Annotated in this window: 14 protein-coding genes and 1 pseudogene; 3 read left to right on the forward strand and 12 right to left on the reverse strand. The window is 73.1% G+C overall.

Features of this window, described 5'->3' with window-relative positions; translation table 11 throughout:
• Window positions 1–23: 23 nt before the first annotated feature.
• Window positions 24–1,234, reverse strand: a pseudogene (locus O7613_RS24475) (cation:proton antiporter).
• 214 nt (window positions 1,235–1,448) lie between these two features.
• Here O7613_RS24475 and O7613_RS24480 point away from each other — a divergent pair.
• Window positions 1,449–2,336 (forward strand): ABC transporter ATP-binding protein, encoded by an 888-nt coding sequence (locus O7613_RS24480; protein ID WP_282290200.1) that lies wholly within the window; start codon window positions 1,449–1,451, stop codon window positions 2,334–2,336.
• Complete coding sequence (locus tag O7613_RS24485; RefSeq protein ID WP_282290202.1) at window positions 2,333–3,952, forward strand: hypothetical protein; 1,620 nt, start codon at window positions 2,333–2,335, stop codon at window positions 3,950–3,952. Before O7613_RS24480 ends, O7613_RS24485 begins: the two co-directional genes overlap by 4 nt.
• 183 nt (window positions 3,953–4,135) lie before the next feature.
• Here O7613_RS24485 and O7613_RS24490 read toward each other — a convergent pair whose 3' ends face one another.
• The 7 genes from O7613_RS24490 to O7613_RS24520 form a co-directional block, all read right to left on the reverse strand.
• Window positions 4,136–4,696 carry a DUF5666 domain-containing protein gene (locus O7613_RS24490; protein ID WP_282290204.1) on the reverse strand — a complete coding sequence of 187 codons (561 nt, stop codon included), beginning with the start codon at window positions 4,694–4,696 and terminating at the stop codon, window positions 4,136–4,138.
• Window positions 4,697–4,717: 21 nt separating this feature from the next.
• Window positions 4,718–5,911: an ABC transporter permease gene (locus tag O7613_RS24495; protein WP_282290206.1), complete on the reverse strand. Its 1,194-nt coding sequence runs from the start codon at window positions 5,909–5,911 to the stop codon at window positions 4,718–4,720.
• Window positions 5,908–6,648: an ABC transporter ATP-binding protein gene (locus O7613_RS24500; protein WP_282290207.1), complete on the reverse strand. Its 741-nt coding sequence runs from the start codon at window positions 6,646–6,648 to the stop codon at window positions 5,908–5,910. The genes O7613_RS24495 and O7613_RS24500 overlap by 4 nt, the downstream gene beginning before the upstream one ends.
• Window positions 6,648–7,850: an efflux RND transporter periplasmic adaptor subunit gene (locus tag O7613_RS24505; protein WP_282290208.1), complete on the reverse strand. Its 1,203-nt coding sequence runs from the start codon at window positions 7,848–7,850 to the stop codon at window positions 6,648–6,650. The genes O7613_RS24500 and O7613_RS24505 overlap by 1 nt, the downstream gene beginning before the upstream one ends.
• 45 nt (window positions 7,851–7,895) lie before the next feature.
• Window positions 7,896–9,581 (reverse strand): HAMP domain-containing sensor histidine kinase, encoded by a 1,686-nt coding sequence (locus tag O7613_RS24510; RefSeq protein WP_282290209.1) that lies wholly within the window; start codon window positions 9,579–9,581, stop codon window positions 7,896–7,898.
• Window positions 9,578–10,330, reverse strand: a complete 753-nt coding sequence (locus O7613_RS24515; protein ID WP_281590631.1) for a response regulator transcription factor — start codon at window positions 10,328–10,330, stop codon at window positions 9,578–9,580. Before O7613_RS24515 ends, O7613_RS24510 begins: the two co-directional genes overlap by 4 nt.
• A gap of 70 nt (window positions 10,331–10,400) precedes the next feature.
• Window positions 10,401–11,693, reverse strand: a complete 1,293-nt coding sequence (locus O7613_RS24520; protein ID WP_281586009.1) for an efflux RND transporter periplasmic adaptor subunit — start codon at window positions 11,691–11,693, stop codon at window positions 10,401–10,403.
• Window positions 11,694–11,886: 193 nt separating this feature from the next.
• Here O7613_RS24520 and O7613_RS24525 point away from each other — a divergent pair, with 193 nt between their 5' ends.
• A complete protein-coding gene (locus tag O7613_RS24525; protein ID WP_282290211.1) occupies window positions 11,887–12,489 on the forward strand; it encodes a PT domain-containing protein in 603 nt (200 codons plus the stop codon).
• A gap of 46 nt (window positions 12,490–12,535) precedes the next feature.
• Here the strand turns inward: O7613_RS24525 and O7613_RS24530 are convergent, their stop codons facing one another.
• The 4 genes from O7613_RS24530 to O7613_RS24545 are packed head-to-tail and all read right to left on the reverse strand — an operon-like array spanning window position 12,536 to window position 16,227.
• Window positions 12,536–13,408, reverse strand: a complete 873-nt coding sequence (locus O7613_RS24530) for a Gfo/Idh/MocA family oxidoreductase (protein WP_281586007.1) — start codon at window positions 13,406–13,408, stop codon at window positions 12,536–12,538.
• 13 nt (window positions 13,409–13,421) lie between these two features.
• On the reverse strand, window positions 13,422–14,474 hold the full coding sequence (locus tag O7613_RS24535) for an NAD-dependent epimerase/dehydratase family protein (RefSeq protein ID WP_282290213.1): 1,053 nt from the start codon (window positions 14,472–14,474) through the stop codon (window positions 13,422–13,424).
• The gene (locus O7613_RS24540) at window positions 14,471–15,721 is read right to left on the reverse strand and encodes a class I SAM-dependent methyltransferase (RefSeq protein ID WP_282290214.1); all 1,251 of its coding nucleotides are present in this window, start codon (window positions 15,719–15,721) and stop codon (window positions 14,471–14,473) included. Before O7613_RS24540 ends, O7613_RS24535 begins: the two co-directional genes overlap by 4 nt.
• The gene (locus O7613_RS24545; RefSeq protein WP_282290215.1) at window positions 15,718–16,227 is read right to left on the reverse strand and encodes a cupin domain-containing protein; all 510 of its coding nucleotides are present in this window, start codon (window positions 16,225–16,227) and stop codon (window positions 15,718–15,720) included. Before O7613_RS24545 ends, O7613_RS24540 begins: the two co-directional genes overlap by 4 nt.
• Window positions 16,228–16,229: the final 2 nt, after the last annotated feature.

Genomic DNA, 16,229 nt, shown 5'->3' on the forward strand with positions numbered 1-16,229 from the left:
GGCGCGCTGGTGCTCGACGTGCGTCACCGCCGGCGGGCCTGCCCGATCCGGCGCAGCACCCCGTGCCAGGCGGGCGTCTCGCGGGAGTCGTCGAAGGCCCGCGCGACCACGACGTCGGTGGAGGAGTGCGCCAGGATCGAGATGACGATGGTCAGCGCCACCAAGTGGAAGACCTCGTCGCCGGCGGCGATGCCGGATTCGAGGACCAGCAGCCCGTAGACGACCGAGGCGAAGCCCTTCGGGCCGAACCACATCGCGGCGGCCTGTTCCCGCAGGCCCAGTCCGGAGCGCAGGAAGGAGATCCACAGCGCCACCGGTCGGGCCACCACGATGGCCAGGACGGCGAAGACCCAGCCGGCCCAGGAGATCTCCCCGAGGAAGTCCACCGAGATCAGCGCTCCGAACACTAGCAGCGCGGCGAGTTTCAGCAGCTCGGCGACGTTCTCCCGAAGTGCTCGAATGCGGCCCGTTCCCGCGGCCCGAAGGTGGCCACGGTGATGCCGGCGGCGAACGCGGCGAGGAACAGGTTGCCGTGGGTGACCTTGCCCAGCGCCAACACCAGCAGCCCGATCGCCACCCCGTTGAGCGGGGCGTACGCCGCGGACGCGGCGAACCATCTGGTGCGCTCCAGCGCGATGGCGGCCAACGGCACCAGCACGCCGATCAGCAGTCCCACCGCCAGCTCGGTGCCCAACTCCCCCAGGTGCAGGTCCTCGGAGCCGGCCGCGACGGCCAGCAGCACGACCACGAAGGGCAGGGCGAGCCCGTCGTTGACGCCGGACTCGACGTTGAGCAGGTGCCGCAGCCGGGCGGGCACCTTGTCGTTGCCGACCAGCGCGGCGGCGAAGACCGGGTCGGTGGGGGCGAGGATCGCCCCGATCAGCAGCGCCTCCGGCCAGTCGAGCCCGGCGACGTAGTGGGCCAGCACGGCGGTGACGAGCAACGTCAGCGGCAGGCCCCAGCCCAGGGCGCGCCCGGGCAACCGCCACGCCGAGCGCAGGTCGGCCCAACCGGCCCGCATCCCGTCGGTGAACAGCACCGCGAACAGCGCCAGTTCGGCCAGTTGCGCCACGATCGGGGAGTCGGCGCGCAGGTGCAGCACGCCGGTGGTGTCCTCGCCGAGCAGGAAACCGGCGACCAGGAACAGCGCCGCGGTCGACAGGATGGTGCGGTGGGCCAGCGCGGAGACGAGCACGGCGGCCAGCAGGACGGCGGCGAAGCACAGCAGCAGCACGGGGATCCCTCCGGGACGCGGACCATCACGGTGCCGACCAGTCTTCCCGGCGCTCCACGGATCCCGGTGATCATAACGACCGGCGACGACCGGCGCGACGGGCGTCGACCGGCCGTGCTGCTCTGTTCGGGCGTGACACACGGGAGTACGGTGAGGGCCGGTGCGCCGGGAAGCCTGGTCGGCAGTCGTGACACGTCGTCGACCGGAGGCACACGTGGCCGCACCCGCGATCCGCACTCAACACCTGACCAAACGCTACCGGAGCCTGCTGGCCCTCGACCGGCTGGACCTCGACGTGCCGGCGGGTGAGGTGTTCGGGTTCCTCGGCCCCAACGGCGCCGGCAAGTCCACCACGATCCGGCTGCTGCTCGGCCTGGCCCGGCCCACCGCCGGGCGGGCCTGGATCTTCGACGCCGACGCGGCGGACGTCGCCGCGGCGCACCGGCTGCTGGCGTACGTGCCGGCCGACGTGGCGCTCTGGCCGCAGCTCACCGGCGCGGAGACCCTGGAGCTGCTCGCCGCCACCGGGCCGGGTGTCGACCGGGCCTACCGCGACGAGTTGGTGGACCGGTTCGCCCTCGACCTGTCCACGCCGGCCCGTGCCTACTCCACCGGCAACCGGCAGAAGGTCGCCCTGGTCGCGGCGTTCGCCACCCGCGCGCCGCTGCTGGTCCTCGACGAGCCGACAAGTGGCCTGGATCCCCTGATGGAACTCCAGTTCCGGCGCGCCGTCGCGGTCGCGCGCGACAACGGGCAGACGGTCTTCCTCTGCTCCCACCAACTCGCCGAGGTCGAGGCCGTCTGCGACCGGGTGGCGATCCTGCGTGCCGGCCGGCTCGTCGACGTAGCCACCGTCGGTGGGTTGCGCCGCCTGCACCGTACGGAGGTGACCGCCGGCTTCACCGGCCCCGCGCCCGACCTGCGCGACGTGGCCGGCGTCGAGATCGTCGCCCAGGACAGCAGGATGCTCCGCTTCACCATGACCGGGCCGCCGGCACCGGCGCTGAGCGCCCTCGCCGCCGCCGACCTCACCGCGCTCACGGTGCGGGAACCGAGCCTTGAGGAGATCTTCCTCGACTACTACGGCGAGTCGGCCCGATGACCGCCCACGGCCTCCCCCTCCCGGTCCGTCCGGCCGCCGGCCGGGCCGTGACCCGGCTCGCCGTCCGGCAGGTACGCCGAGGGGCCCTCATCGTGCTCACCCTGGCGGTCGGCATGTCGGTGCTGGTCGTCGCCACGTACGCCAGCACGATCGCCGACGGGGGCGGCGCGGAGGCCCTCGCCGCCCTGGCCGGTAACCCCGCGATCCGCACCCTGTTCGGCGAGCCGGTCGCCCTCGACACGGCCGGCGGTTTCACGGTCTGGCGCACCGGCGTCGTCCTCGCCGTGCTGCTGTCGGTCTGGGGGACGCTCGTCACCACCCGCGTGACCCGGGGCGAGGAGGAAGCGGGCCGGTGGGATCTCCTGCTCGCCGGCCGACTCAGCCGCCCGGTGCTGCTCGGCCGGCACCTCGCGGTGCTCACGGCCGCGATGGTCCTGACCGGGGTCACGCTCGCCGCGGCACTCACCGCGGCCGGCACCCCGGGCCGCGGGGCGGTCGTGCACGCCGCCGGTCTGACGTCGGCCGGCGTGGTGGCGGTCGCGGTGGCGGCCCTCGCCGCACAGGTCTTCCCGACGCGGTCGGGGGCGACCGGGGCCGCGCTGGCGTTCCTCGGCGTGGGGCTGATGGCCCGCATGGTCGGCGACGGGGTCACCGCCCTCGGCTGGCTGCGCTGGCTGCCGCCGTACGGCCCGCTGGCGTTGCTCCACCCCTACCGGGACGACCGCTGGGCACCCCTGATCGTGCCCGCGCTCACCGCCGTCGCGCTGGCCGTCGCCGCACTCGCCCTGGCCGGTCGACGCGACGCCCGGGCCGGGCTGCTCGCCCCCGCCACCGGCCGGCCGGCCCGGCTGTGGTTGCTCGGCTCGGTGGAAGCCTTCGCCATCCGGCGACTGCTGCGACCGCTGGCCGGTTGGTCGGCCGGGCTCGGCGCCTACTTCCTGCTGATCGGTCTGCTCGCCGATTCGCTGACCGGATTCCTCGCCGACAACCCCCGGTTCGCCGACCTGGCAGCGCAGGCGGGCTTCGGCGGCCTCGGCACGGTCCGCGGCTACACCGCGACGCTGTTCGCCCTGCTCGCCGTCCCGGTCGGCGCCTTCACCGCCGTCCGGCTCGCCGCGCTCGCCACCGCCGAGACCAGCGGACGCCTGACCCTCCTGCACGCCGGACCGGCCACCCGCACCCGACTACTCGGCGCCGAGCTACTCACCACGGCCACCGGCGCGGCGCTCCTCGTCACCGTCGCCGCGACCGCGACGTGGCTCGGCACCAACCTGGTCGGCGCGAACCTGCCGCTGCCGGCGGCACTCGCCGGCGCCTGGAACGCGCTACCGGTCGCGTTGCTCAGCCTCGCCGCCGCGGCTGTGGCCCACGGCCGCGCACCGCACGGCGTGGTGGCGTGGGGCATGGTGCCGACCGCCGGCGGATTCCTGCTCATGGTCCTCGCCGACAGCGTCGACGCGCCGGGCTGGGTGAGCGCGCTGTCGCCGTACCGCCATCTCGCGGCCGTGCCTGAGACGGCGCCGGACTGGCTCGCGCTGGCCGTCATGGGCGCGGCGACGGTCGCGGCGGTGACGGCCGGTCTGTACGCCTACCAGCGACGCGACCTGCGGCGGTAGACGACGGGTGGCCTGGACGCGGTGGCGGTCATGGTGACGTCCTCGGTGCGGGCGCCCGCCCCTCCGGCTCTGTCGCGAACCCGCGGTGCTGCTGACCATCGCCGTGACGTCATTCAACCGCCGCGACCTGACCACATGCGCCTGCGCCAGGATCGGTGCCGGACAAGGCGCGGTTCGCCCGGCTCAGCCGGTGGCGGTGACCGTGGTGGCGGTGACCGTGCCGTCCGCCGACCGGTCGCCCTGCACGCTGACCGTCTGCCCAGCCTTGATCTTCGCCAGCTCGCTCTTCCGGCCGGTCAGCACCGTGGTGCGGTCGTCGGTCCGCACCGTGACCACGGTGCCGTCGGCGGTCTCCACGTACAGGACACCCGCGTCGATCAGCTTCGCCTTCCCGGTGGTGGCCACCGCGGCGGAGTTCGGGGTCGACCCACCGCCCAGCTCTCCGCGCCCCGAACCCCCGCCGGGAAACCCGCTGGGCGCCGCCCCCGGGAAGCCCCCTGTCCGGCCGGGGCGCGCCGCGGCCGGGGCGTCCCCCCAGCGCTGCTGCACCTGCGTCCCGGCCAGGAAGCCGACCAGCACCAGCACCAGCCCGGCCAGCACGACGGTGCCCCGGTTCCACAAGCGGCGTGGCGCGGCGGCGGCGAGTGCGGCGGAGAGGTCACCGTCGGGCTCCGCCGCGCGGTCCGGTTGCCCCGTCGCTTCGGCTGCCGCCCGTTCGAAGATGACGGTGTCGGTGTCGTCCATGTCCTCGCCTCTCCGGATGGGCTACTCGTAACGCAGGGCGTCGATCGGGCGCAGGCGGGCCGCCCGGGCCGCCGGCAGGCCGCCGAAGAACAGCCCGATCGCGACCGACACGCCGAGGGCCAGCACGACGGAACTCGGCACGATCACCGGCCGCACGCCCACGATGGAGAACCGGGACCCGACCAGCGCGGCGGCCACCCCCAGCGCCCCGCCGATCAGGCTGAGCAGGGTCGCCTCCGTCAGGAACTGGATCAGGACGGTCCGGCGCCGGGCGCCCAGGGCCTTACGGATACCGATCTCCCGGGTCCGTTCGGTGACGGTGACGAGCATGATGTTGGTGATACCGATACCGCCGACGAGCAGGCTGATCGCGGCAACCGCGCCGAGCAGGACCGTGAACGTGTCGGCCGTCTCGGTCTGCGTCTGGAGCAGTTGCGCGGCGTTCTGGATCCGGTACGGGGTGCTGCCGGCGCCGGTGCCCGGCAGCCGTTGGGCGAGCACCGTGCCGATCTGCGCCTGCACCTCCTCCACCCGCTCCGGGCTCCTCGCCTCGACGAGGATCGAGCTGAGCGCCCCGTAGCCGGTCAGCACCTCGCGTACGGCCCGCAGCGGGGCGACCACCAGGTCGTTGGCGTCCTGGAAGCCGGTCGCGGACTTCGGGGCCAACGTGCCGACCACCGTGAACAGCGCGCCTCCGACGGTGACCTGTTTCCCGATCGGGTCGGCCCCGGCGAACAACTCGTCGACGACGGTGCTTCCGACGACCACCACCCGGCGGCCCTGCGCCTCGTCGTCCCGGCTGAACGCCGTGCCGCTGGCGACCGGCGAGTTCGAGGCGTCGAACCAGCTCGGCCGGGTGCCGACGAACTGGCCGACCTCGTGCTCCGCGCCCTGGTAGGTCACCGTGGCTGCGGCGCTGACCAGCGGAGACACCGATCGTACGTCGGGAGCGAGCACCGGGTCGGCCAGCGCGTCGGCCACTTCCACGGTGAGCCCGCCGCCGCCCCCGCCCCGGTTGGTGCCGGTCACCGTGAGGGTGTTGGTGCCCAGCGCCTCGATCCGGCTCGTGATCGCCTGAGCTGACCCGTTGCCCACCGCGACCAGCAGGATGACCGCCGCGACGCCGATCAGGATGCCGAGCATCGTCAGCGCCGAGCGCAGCTTGTTTGCGGCCACCCCGCGCAGCGCGAAGCGGAGGATCTCGACCAGGGTCACCTCGGTGCTCCCGCCGTGTGCCGCCCCGGCACGTCCTGCCGGTTGTCGACGCGGACCTGACCGTCGAAGAGCCGGACGAGACGCCGGGCCCGGGCGCCGACCTCCGTTTCGTGGGTGATCAGCACGATCGTCCGGCCGGCGGCGTTGAGCTGGTCGAGAATGACCAGGATGTCCTCGGTGGAGTGGCTGTCGAGGTTGCCGGTGGGTTCGTCGGCGAGCAGCAGCGCGGGCTCGGTGACCAGCGCCCGGGCCACGGCCACCCGTTGCTGCTGCCCGCCGGAGAGCTGGTTGGGATGGTGGTCGGCCCGGTCGGCGAGTCCGACGGCGTCCAACGCGGCCATCGCCCGACGCCGGCGCCGGGTCGCGCGGACGCCTGCGTACGCCAGCGGCAGCTCCACGTTGGCCAGCGCGCTGGTGCGGGGGATGAGGTTGAACGCCTGGAACACGAAGCCGATCAGCCGGTTGCGGACCAGCGCGAGCTGCCGGTCGGCGAGGCTGCTCACGTCCACCCCGTCGAGCAGGTACCGCCCGCCCGACGGCACGTCGAGACAGCCGAGGATGTTCATCAGGGTGGACTTGCCGGAACCCGACGAACCCATGATCGCCACGTAGTCGCCCGCCTCGACCGAGAGGTCGACGCCGCGCAGCGCGTGCACCGCCGCGTCCCCCTCGCCGTACACCTTGGTCAGCCCGCGGACGTCCAGGACCGGACGGTGCGGCGTGTCCCGGAGGTCCATCAGCGGCCCGCGTTCCCGGCCTGTCGCGGGCCCTGGCCGCCACCCGGGAACCCGCCGCCGGGAAAGTTCCCGCCGCCCCGGAGGCCGCCGCCGGTGTTGCCGGTCCCGGCGCTGCTCTCCGGCAGGACCACCCGCTCACCCTCGGCAAGCCCGGAGGTGATCTCGTACGCCTGGTTCCCGGCGAGTCCGACCTGAATCCGCCGTGTCTCCTCGCCGGTCTCCGTGACCACGGTGACGGTGTGCCGGTCACCGCTGCCGCTGACCGCGGTCGAGTTGACCAGGAGGACGTCCTGGGCGGTGCCGGTGACCACGCTCACCGTGACCGTCTGCCCCGGCTTCGCGCCGGTCGGCAGCTCGCCCAAGCCGATCGTCACGCCGTAGGTGACCACGTTGTTGCTGGTGGTGGCCTGGGGGTCGATGGCCGTCACCGTCCCGGCGGCCCGGGCGCCGGACAGCGCGTTCCAGGTGACGGTGGCGGTCTGCCCGCTCTTGAGCCGGGTGGCGTCCGCCTCCGCGACCGCCGCGCTGACCTGTAGGTGGGTCAGGTCGGCGAGGTCCACGAACCCGGTGGCCGTGCTCGACGTGCCGGCGTCCTGCTGGCCACCGGAACCGCCGGGGGAGCCACCACCCGGATTGCCGGTCGATCCACCGCCGGACGAGCTGCCCACCGTGCCGTTGACGGCGACCACCGTGCCGGCCATCGGCGCGGCGAGTCTCGTCCCGGCAACCCCGGCCTCGGCCTCGTCGACCGCGAGTTCCGCCTGGGTCACCGAGTTCTCGGCGGAAGAGGTGTCGCCGTCGGCGGCCCGGGCCCGGTCCAGCGCGTTCTCGGCGGCGTCCAGGTTCGCCCGGGCCAGCTTGAGCGCCCGCTCGGCCGCGGCGGGATCGACAGTGGCCAGCAGCTGTCCCTTCTTGACGGTCTGCCCGACCCGTACCCGGATGTCGGTGACCGTGCCGGCGGTGACGAAGCCCGCGCTCGCCGTGGTGGCGCTCTCGATCGAGCCGTCCGCCGTGACCGTGGCGGTCACCGTGCCCCGCGACACCACGACCGACCGGGCGGACCGGCCGGGCTCCACCTGTGCCGCGGAGTCACCGGTCACCGACGACCAGGCCCAGTAGCCGCCGCCGAGCAACAGCAGGGCCAGTGCGGCGTTCACCGCCACGGGAGGCCGGCGCAGGAGAGCCGGCAGGCGCACACGCATGGCCGAAGCCTTCACCGGCCGGCTGGGAGAACGTTCCAGGGAAGCTCAGAGCTGGCTCGGAATCGCCGTCCGCAACGCGGGCTGGTCGGCCGGGCCATCGCCGGCGGCGTGTACCCCGGCGGTGGGATGCCCGGCAGCATCGTCGGGCGCGGTGGGCAGCAGCACCCGGAACGTCGTTCCCGCACCCGGCGCGGTATCCAACTCGATGCAGCCGCCGTGGGCGTGCACGATTGAAGCGGCGATGGAAAGCCCCAGGCCGGAGCCGCCGCCGTTGCCCCGCCCGCGGCTGGGATCCACCCGGTAGAGCCGCTCGAACACCCGACCGGCGTGCGCCACGGGTATCCCCGGCCCGCCGTCGTGCACCTCCAGCACCGCGAGCCCGCCGGCCGGCGCGGGCGGCGGGGCGGACCGGACAACCGGGTCGGCCGGTGGTGCGGGCAACCGCCCGACCCGGACGGTGACCCGCACCTCCGGCCCCGTGTGCTGGAGCGCGTTGCCGACCAGATTCGCCGCAACCTGGCGGAGCCGGTGCTCGTCGCCGAGCACGCTCGGCGGCTCGAACGAGTCGTCGCGGTCGGCCAGGGTGGTCAGCCGGACACGCCGCCTCGGTGTGCGGGCGTGCGCGTCACGGATGGTGTCCGCGGCCACCTCCAGCAGGTCGACCGGAGACCACACCGGGATCCGCTGCCGGTCCAGCCGGGCGAGCAGGAGCAGATCCTCGACCAGCACACCCATCCGGGCCGCCTCGCCCTCGATGCGGCCCATCACCTCGTCGAGGGGCGGCCCCGGCGGAGCGCCGCCGCGCCGGTACAGCTCCGCGAAACCCCGGATCGAGGTGAGCGGGGTACGCAGCTCGTGCGAGGCGTCCGCGACGAACTGACGCAGCCGCCGTTCCGAGGCGGCACGGGCGGCCATCTCGGCGCCGATCCGGTCCAGCATCAGGTTCACCGCCGCGCCGAGCCGCCCCGGCTCGGTGTGCGGGTCGGCCCCGTCGACCCGGCGGGTCGGCTCACCCCCGGTGATACCCGCGACGATGCCCTCCATGGTGGTCAGTGGGCGCAGCCCCAACCGGACCACCGAGGCCGCGAGCAGACCCAGCCCGAGCAGCACGGTGGCGGTGACCGCCCCGTCGATGAGCAGCAACCGTTCGGCGGTCCGGTCCACCTCGCTCAGGGACACGCCGAGGACCACCACCCCGCCCTCCTGCCCGACCGGCACAGCGAGCAACCGCCAGTCGTCCCCGCCCGCACCGGCCGCAGCGGTGTACGGACGCCCGGTCGCGGCTCGCGCCCGCACCTCGGCGAGCGTGCCCGGATCCGGGCTCCCCGTCGCCGGTGTGCTGCTGCGTTCGGCGTCCCGGGTGCCGTCCGGGCGATAGACCAGGACCAGCTGGTCCTGTCCCAGGCGGGCGAACCGGCCGGGCAGGCCACGCACGGCACCGGACGTCGGTTCGGGCTCCGCCCGGGGTGCCGGGCTCGCGGACGGCCCGACACCCGGGGCTGTGGAGTCACCGGTTCTGGGCGCCGTCCCCGGCCCGCGGACGGCGTGCAACGGACGGGCCTGGGCCGCCAACTGGTCGTCGATCCGCTCCAGCAGATAGCCATGGAGCAGGAAGAATCCGGCCGTGTTCGCACCGAGAAGGGCGACCGTGGTGAGCGCGCCGATGACGAGGACGAGCCGGGACCGCAGCGTCCAGTGCGCCCACCGGCGCACCCCCAGTCGGCCGTTCACTCGTCCCCGGTCGACAACCGAAGGGTGTACCCCACGCCGCGAACCGTGTGGATGAGCGGCGGGCCGAGCCGGTCGACCTTGCGCCGCAGGTAGTACACGTACGACTCGACGATCCGCCCGTCACCGCCGAAGTCGTAGTTCCACACCCGGTCGAGGATCTGCGCCTTGCTCACCACCCGGCCGGCGTTGACCAGGAGGTAGCGCAGCAGTTTGAACTCGGTCGGTGACAACTCCACCAGTTGGCCCGCCCGGCGCACCTGGTGCGCGCCGTCGTCGAGCTCCAGGTCGGCGTAGCGCAGCGTCGAGGTCTCCGGCACCGCCGAGGGCTCAGGTTGACTGCGTCGCAGGATGGCCCGGATCCGCAGCACCACCTCTTCGAGGCTGAACGGCTTGGCGACGTAGTCGTCCGCGCCGACGACCAGCCCGGCCACCCGGTCCTCCACCGTGTCCCGGGCGCTCAGGAAGAGCACCGGCACCGGCCGCCCGGCCGCACGCAGCCGCCGGGCCACTTCGAACCCGTCGAGGTCCGGCAGCATCACGTCGAGGACGACCAGGTGGGGGTCGAACTCCTCGACGCTGGCCAGGGCCGCCCGGCCGCTTGCGGCCACCCGCGTGTCGTACGCGACCAGACGCAGCGCGGAGGCGAGCAGCGTGGAGATGTTCGGCTCGTCGTCCACCACCAGGACCCGGGCGGCGCCGGCCGTGCCGGCGAGAGCGGGGACCGGGCCGCCCCCGGTCGGTCGGGGGATGTCGATCTGCACCGACCCTGCCTACCGGGTCCGCCTCGGAGCGGCCTGTGTTGAACCTGTGTCCCAGCTGTCACCACGACCGCAGAACGACGTCACCGGCAGTCAAACCATCGATGACCTGGGTGTACTGATCGCCACGCAGACCGACGGCGACCGTCCGCGTCTCACCGGAGGCGCCGAACCGCACCCGGCCGTGGCCGTCCGTCACATCGTGCACCGCGGTGGAGGGCACCCGCAGCGCGTCTGCCACCGAGCCCGTACGCACGGTCGCCGCCGCGGTCTGCCCGATCAGCAGGTTCTTCGGGGCCTCGGTGAACGAGAGCACGACGCCGTAACGGACCAACTGGCCGTCGGCGGTGCCGGCCGGGTCCACCTGCACGACGGTGGCCGGAAACGTCTCGCCGGCCCGGTCGGCGAGGCCCACCGTGGCGGTCTGCCCGACCGCGATCGCCGCCGCGTCCGCCTCTGGGAACTTCGCCTCGACCTGCATGTTGAAGGTGTCCGCCAGGGTAATGAAGGTGGCGCCTCGCCCGACCGCGCTGCCCACCTTCCCGGCGACCGCCAGGACGGTGCCCCGGATCGGCGCGACGACGGTGACACCGGACCGCGTGCTCTCCGCCTCCGCCACGGCTGCCTCGGCCTGGTTCACCCGGCGTTGGGCGTCAAGGATCCGGTCGCTTCCGCCCGACGATCCGCCGGCGCAGGCGGGCACTCGCGTCGCCTCGGGCCGCACGGTGCCCGAGCTGGTGGGCGCGGTGCGGGTGGGAGCGGGGTGGGCGGGGGAGGTGGGCGGCGCGCCCGGGGAGGACGGCGTCGGCGTCGCGGACTCTGATGCCGCCGGGGCAGTGGGGGTCACCGTCCCGGTGGGCTGCGGCGACATCCATGCGACGGTGCGGAGGGCGCCGCTGGCGGAGCCGACCGCGCGGACGGCGGCGGTCGGGCAGTTCGACGCCGCACTTGTCGACTCGCGCGCCTCGGCCAGCGCGTTGCGGGCATCCGCGAGATCCTGCTCGGCACGGTCGACCGCACCGGCCGCCGTGGCGACGTCCTCATCCGAGAGCGTGGCAAGCTGCTGCCCGGCCTGCACCACCGTACCGGGCCGGACGGCAACGCTCGCCACCGTGCCGGAGACCGTGAAACTCAGCGCCCGGGTGGTCGTCGTCTGGACCGTGCCCGTGGTGGCGACCTCGATCTCGACAGGTCCGCGGTCGACCACGACGGTGACCGGCCGGGCTGGCACCTCGTCGGCGCCCGCCGTGAACACCAACGCCCCGGCGGCGGCGAGCACGAGCGCGGCACCGGCGGCAGCGGCTCCCCAGCGGCCCCGTCGAGTGCGCCACAGTCGGGCCTGGCCGTCTCCCATGACGGGTCAGTCTGCCGGGCGCTCCTCTCCGGCGGCTCGGTCCCAGCTCGGAGTTGCCTCAAAGGAGCGGCCCTGACGGCGGGTCCGCCCGGTGTCGCCGGGAAGCTCCGAGGCAACTCCCAGCCGGGTCCGAGGCGCCCCGGAGCTGAGGCCGCTTGCCTGAGCGGGTCCCGGAAAAGGCTGAGGAGTTTCCGTGTCGAAGACTGGAAGAAGCCGCCTGCTGGCGGCCGTCCTGACCGTCGCCGCGTCGGCGCTGCTGACCGGCTGCGGCGGGGACGACGCCCCCACCGCCACCGCGACCGACGGCGGGGGGAACAACGGCTTCGTCGCATACCGGAACTGCCTGGGCGACCACGGCGTCGTCCTGCCCTCCGCCGACCCGGACCGCTCTCCCCGAGCCCGCCCGACAGCCCGCCCGTCCGGCTTTCCGACGGCCCGCCCGTCCGGCTTCCCGACAGCCCGCCCGTCCGGCTTTCCGACGGCCCGCCCGTCCGGCGGTGCGGGACGCGGGTTTCCGGGGATGGGCCGACCAGCGGATGTCGACGAGGCCACCTGGCAGAAGGCGCAGGAGGCGTGCTCCTCGCTGATGCCGACCGAGCGACCTGGCGGGCGGGGCGGGCCCGATGGGCGGGGCGGGCCCGGTGGGTCGGACGCGCCGGACGCCGGGCGTGACACGGCCTACCGCACCTGTCTCACCGGGCGTGGCGTCGACCCGGACGGTCTCGACCCGTCCGACGCGAAGGTGAAGGAGGCGCTGACCGCCTGCGCGCCGGTCAGCCCACCGGCGCCGAACTGACCTCCACCACCACGGGGCTCGGCCGGAGGACCGAGAGCGCCACAGATCAGGCGTCGGTGCCGGCCGGGGTCGCGCTGAGCCTGGTGAGCGCCTCGGCCACCCGCACCGCGAGCGCCAGATCGGAGGTCCTCGACGGGACGTTATCGCCGCGGACGGCCGCGACGAACGCCCGTATCTGGTTGTCCAGCGGCAGGGTGTCCGCGACGTCGATCGGGACGTCGTCGAGGGTCAACCGGTGCGGGGCGAAGTCGTCGTACCGGTACTCGCCGCCGTCGCTCAGCCGCACCCGGAAACGATGGTGCCGGGCCGTCGCGGCGTTGGTGAAACGGAACCTGACCGGCGTTCCGCCGACGCGGACGCCGACGTCCCAGTCCTGCCGGCCCGGCGCCGGGACCTCGCACCGGGCGTACTCCCGCGTCACCGGTCCCTGGTCGCCGAGCAGGTCGAGCGCCATGGCGAAGTCGTGCGGACCGTAGTCCCAGAGCACGTCGCAGTCCGCGCGCACCGGCCCGTCGCCGCCGAACGTGCCGGATATCGTGCTCACCGCCCGGCCCGCGACCCGCTCGCGCAGCTCCCGGAAGGCCGGGGCGTGCAGGTGCTGGTGGCCGACCATGACCGTGCTGCCGCGCGCCTCCGCACGGTCCCGGATCGCCAGCGTCTCGCTCAGGGTGGGCGCCAGTGGCTTCTCGACCAGCACGGGAACGCCGGCGTCGAGCGCCTCCATCGTGATCGCGTAGTGCGTCGCCGCCGGTGCGGCGACGATGATCCCGTCCACCGCGGCGCTCCGGATGAGCGCCCCGGGCGAATCCCGGCGCCCGGCCACCTCCGAGATCAGCACCTCGCCTTCCGGCCACATGCGGCCGACGGTCTCGACGTACCGTGACCCCCACCGCCCGGTGCCGACGATCCCCAGCCTCATCGGCGGCACGGGATCACCTGTAGTACTCCTGGGACCAGGTGATGAACTTCCGCAGGCCGTCGGTGAAGGGCACGGTCGGCTCGTAGCCCAGGTGGTCGAACGCCTTGACCAGGTCCGGGCAGCGCCGCATCGGCTCGTCACCGGGGTAGCTGTCCGGATAGTCCCGCACGGTGTATTTGAGGTCCGGCGCCGGCACGGAGTCGCGCACCAGTTCCAGCAGGTCGATGATGGAGACCTCCGGACCGGACGCGCCCACGTTGTACGCCTCGCCGGGGCGCCCCCGCAGCAGCGCCAGCAGGAACCCGACGATCGCGTCGGTGGCGTAGCAGAACGTGCGGGTCTGGGTCCCGTCGCCGTAGACGTCGATCGCCTCTCCGGTCGAGAGCCGGACCGCGATGTTCGGCATGATGCGGTAGTCCTCGCGGCTCAGGCCGGGCCCGTAGACGTTGAACGGCCGGACGATCACCGCCTCCACGCCGAACTGCTGGACGTAGACCTGAAGCAGCGTCTCGCCGAATCGCTTCGACTCGTCGTAGCAGCTACGCGGACCGAGGCAGGAGACGTTCCCGTTGTAGTCCTCCGCCGTCGGCACGTGGGTGGCGTCGGGATTTCCGTAGATCTCCGACGACGAGAGGAACAGCAGCCTCGCCCCGTCGGCACGCGCGACGTCGAGCATGTTCCGCAGGCCGTGGGTGGCGACGTCCATGGTCTCCAGCGGGAACTTGCGGTAGTAGTACGGGCTGGCGATGCCGGCCGCGTGCACGACGAAGTCGACCTTCCCGCCCGGGCTGAACGGCAGGACGACGTCGTGCTCGACGAAGGTGATGTGCGGGTCCTCCAGCGGCGTGGCGCTGCCGTCGGCGGGCGTCCGCAGGTTGTCCATCGCCAGGACCTGGCAGGGCTCGCGCAGGTATTTCGCGTTGAGCCTCCGGAAGACGGCCGTCAGGTACTGACCCACGAACCCGCGAGCGCCGGTGATCAGGACCCGCTTGCCGTCGAACCGCTGTGCGTACTCGCCGAGGCCGACGCAGATGTCGTCGATGTCCGAATCGATGAGGGTGCTCATTCGACTGCTCTCCCGTCCAGCCGTGCCAAGGTCAGCGGATTCATCCAGAGACCGGACCAGTCCGCGTGGCCGGCGACGATGTTGTCGTAGTAGTTCCAGGCGAAGACGAGTGCGCAGTACCGCTGACCGGACACCTCCGCGAGCCGCTCCGGGCCGACCACGGGGATGTGGGTGCCGGGGGTGAAGAGTCCGCGCTTGAGCGGGCTGTCCTCGACGATGAACTCGACGTCGTCCGCGTCGAGTGCGAAGGAGTACATCAGGGTCGTCAGTTTCGCCGGTGCCCCGTAACCGCAGAACCGCCATCCGTCGTGCTTCAGGGTCGCGATCTGCTCCCGCAGCTTCTGCCCCCGGGTCCGGATGCGCTCCCCGAAGTCCTCGTACGTCCGGGCGGAGAAGAGCGCCGCCTCCTCCTCGGATCTCACGAGTTCCGCCACCCGCGGGCTGACGGCACGGTCGTCGTTCGCCACGTGGACCCGGATCGAGCCGCCGTGGGTGGGGACCCGCTCCACGTCGAACAACGTCATTCCCATCCGGTCGAAGAAGCGGACCAGCGGGCGGACGGCATGGTAGGCGACGTGCTCGTGGTAGATCGTGTCGAACAGCAGGCCCTCGACGACGTCGGCGAGGTAGGAGACCTCGAAGATGAACACCCCGCGCGGGCCGAGCAGGGAGCGCACGTCGGAGGCGGCCTGCGCCAGGTCACCGATGTGGGCGAAGACGTTGTTCGCGGTGACCAGGTCCGCGGGCCCGAACCGGTCGCGCAGGTCGAGCGCGAGGGCGGCGTCCAGGAAGGCCACCGTCGTGGGTACGCCGCGCGACTCGGCGATCTCGGCGATCCCCCGCGCCGGCTCGACGCCGTGCACACCCGGCACGCCCCGCTCGACGAACTGCCGCAACAGCGTTCCGTCGTTCGACCCGACGTCGACGACGAACGACTTCTCGTCCAGGCCGAGCAGGTCGATCGCCCGCTCGGCGTAGTCGCCGAAGTGTTTGACGAACGACGGCGACGTGCCCGAGGCGTAGACGTAGTTGTCGAACAGGAGGGACGGGCTGACCACCGCGGCGAGTTGGAGGTGCCCGCATTCCGGCGCGGGGCAGAGTTGCAGGTCGAGGGGGAAGCGCTCCTGCTCCTGCGGCTTGCCCACGAAACCGTTCGCGCAGGGCGTGGACGGGAGTGACAGGACCACGTGACCGGCGGTTCCGGTGCCGCACAACGCGCACGTGCGGCGTACCCGCGCCGAGGTCACGACGGCGATCCGCCGGCTACGGCGTACTCGTACCTCCCGGCGAAGGACGACCAGGTGAGGTCGAACATCGGGGGTACGCGGACCACGTCGCTCTCGTGCGACTCGTGGTCGCGTTTGTTCCGGGCGAACGTCATGAACGTGGTCCGCTCCGGGAAGTACATCACGTGCGCCACCAGGGGTGGGGTGAAGAAGAGCTGACCCGCCTCGAACGTCCGTACCTGGACGCCGTCCGTGCCGTCCGCGGGCCGCCAGCCGTAGACGACGCTGCCGGACAGCACGTAGGCGTAGTGCCAGTCGGTCTTGTGATAGTGGTTGGCGCGGACGGCGCCGGGGTGACTCTCGATGAGTGCCACCGACGTGAACCTCTCGAGAAGCACGTTCAGGATGCTCCCCGCGGCGTTGACGAAGGGTTCGTCCAGGGGAACGTGCGGGTCGTCGGGGTAACGCTCCTCGTCCACCATCTTCGTGTACTCGGCATGCGACAGCGGGTGTGGCGGTGGGTTCATCG

The organism is Micromonospora sp. WMMD975, assembly GCF_029581215.1.
GTDB lineage: Bacteria > Actinomycetota > Actinomycetes > Mycobacteriales > Micromonosporaceae > Micromonospora.

What these genes read in the sequence shown, in the direction of transcription:
- O7613_RS24485 (WP_282290202.1), top strand. Translation starts at nt 2,333, where the DNA reads ATGACCGCCCACGGCCTCCCCCTCCCGGTCCGTCCGGCCGCCGGCCGG.
- O7613_RS24490 (WP_282290204.1), bottom strand. Translation starts at nt 4,696, where the DNA reads ATGGACGACACCGACACCGTCATCTTCGAACGGGCGGCAGCCGAAGCG.
- O7613_RS24500 (WP_282290207.1), bottom strand. Translation starts at nt 6,648, where the DNA reads ATGGACCTCCGGGACACGCCGCACCGTCCGGTCCTGGACGTCCGCGGG.
- O7613_RS24505 (WP_282290208.1), bottom strand. Translation starts at nt 7,850, where the DNA reads ATGCGTGTGCGCCTGCCGGCTCTCCTGCGCCGGCCTCCCGTGGCGGTG.
- O7613_RS24520 (WP_281586009.1), bottom strand. Translation starts at nt 11,693, where the DNA reads ATGGGAGACGGCCAGGCCCGACTGTGGCGCACTCGACGGGGCCGCTGG.
- O7613_RS24530 (WP_281586007.1), bottom strand. Translation starts at nt 13,408, where the DNA reads ATGAGGCTGGGGATCGTCGGCACCGGGCGGTGGGGGTCACGGTACGTC.
- O7613_RS24535 (WP_282290213.1), bottom strand. Translation starts at nt 14,474, where the DNA reads ATGAGCACCCTCATCGATTCGGACATCGACGACATCTGCGTCGGCCTC.
- O7613_RS24545 (WP_282290215.1), bottom strand. Translation starts at nt 16,227, where the DNA reads ATGAACCCACCGCCACACCCGCTGTCGCATGCCGAGTACACGAAGATG.